Below are 1417 nucleotides of genomic sequence, written 5' to 3'. Positions count from 1 at the left end.
CGATGGTGCTGCGGCGCTTCGCGTGCCGGCACGAGACGGCCCTGCTGGCCGCCGTGCAGGGCGTGATCGCGCAGGCACCGCTGCGCTGCCTGGAGACGCCGGGCGGCTTCCGGATGTCGGTGGCGATGACCAACTGCGGGGCGCTGGGCTGGCTCAGCGATCGCACGGGCTACCGCTATGACGCCATCGACCCCGACAGCAGTCGGCCGTGGCCGCGGATGCCCGAGGCGTTCTCGCTGCTGGCCGCCGAGGCCGCGGCCGTGGCCGGCTTCGAGGGATTCGCGCCCGATGCCTGCCTGGTCAATCGCTACGCGCCCGGCACCCGGCTGTCGCTGCACCAGGACCGCAACGAGCGCGACTTCGGCCAGCCGATCGTCTCGGTGTCGCTGGGCCTGCCCGCGGTGTTCCTGTTCGGCGGGGCGAAGCGGGACGACAAGGCGCGCCGCGTGCCGCTGGTCCACGGCGACGTGGTGGTCTGGGGCGGGCCGGCCCGATTGCGTTTCCACGGCGTGCTCCCCGTCAAGGAGGGCGAGCATCCGCTGCTCGGCGGCTGCCGGGTCAATCTGACGTTTCGGCGCGCGGGTTGATCGGGCTGCGGGGCGCGAGCCTGCGCGTCTCGCCGATCGCCGTCACGAAGAAGGCGTCCGCCGGCAGGCCCTGGGCGCCGCGCAACTCCGCCAGCTTGCGCGGCGGTTCGTCCAGCGCCTCGTCGGTCAGCTGGAAGACCCCCCAGTGGATGCCGAGCGAGCGCTTGGCGCCGACGTCGGCATGGATGCGCAGCGCTTCCTCCACGTCCACATGCTGGTTGCGCATGAACCAGCGCGGCGCGTAGGCGCCGATCGGGATCAGCGCGAGGTCGAAGCCGCCGCCGCGTTCGGGCGTCTGCAAGTCCTCGAAGTGCGCGCGGATGTCGCTGAAATCGCGCGAGTAGCCGGTGTCGCCGGTGAAGAGCAGGTGGCAGTCCGGCGCCAGCACCGCGAAACCGCCCCACAGCGTGGCCATGGCATCGCCGGGGCTGCGCGAGGACCAGTGCTGGGCGGGAACTAGCGCCACCTCGACCTCGCCCCGGGGGCCGGCCACCCGATGGCGATCCCACCAGTCCAGCTCGACCGCGTGCGCGATGCCGCGCGCCGCCAGCCAGGGCTTGAGGCCCAGCGGCACCACGAACAGCGGCGAGCCGCCGGGCTGGCCGGCCAGCGCCGCCACCGAGGCGGCATCGAGATGGTCGTAGTGGTTGTGCGACACCAGCACCAGGTCCACATGCGGCAGCTCGGCCAGCGAGAGCCCCGGGGCCGCATGGCGCTTCGGGCCGACCAGCGGCAGCGGCGAGGCGCGCGGCGAGAACATCGGATCGGTCAGCAGCGTGAGCCCGCCCATCTGCACCATCGCGGTGGCGTGGCCGATCCAGGTGACGGCC

Annotated in this window: 2 protein-coding genes; one reads left to right on the top strand and one right to left on the bottom strand. The window is 73.1% G+C overall.

Going from position 1 to position 1417, the window contains the following annotated elements:
• Positions 1-587: DNA oxidative demethylase AlkB (alkB, locus tag AC1D2K_RS34660; protein ID WP_478094961.1), on the top strand; the 587-nt coding region annotated here is incomplete at its 5' end.
• Here alkB and AC1D2K_RS34655 read toward each other — a convergent pair.
• A partial coding sequence (locus AC1D2K_RS34655; RefSeq protein ID WP_478094960.1) for an MBL fold metallo-hydrolase occupies positions 559-1417 on the bottom strand: 859 nt, incomplete at its 5' end. The two genes, alkB and AC1D2K_RS34655, sit on opposite strands and share 29 nt — an antisense overlap.

The organism is Variovorax sp. P1_H12_2, from assembly GCF_056405335.1.
The sequence above is the reverse complement of the archived record's forward strand: the minus strand, read 5'-3'. Positions and strand labels throughout refer to the sequence as shown.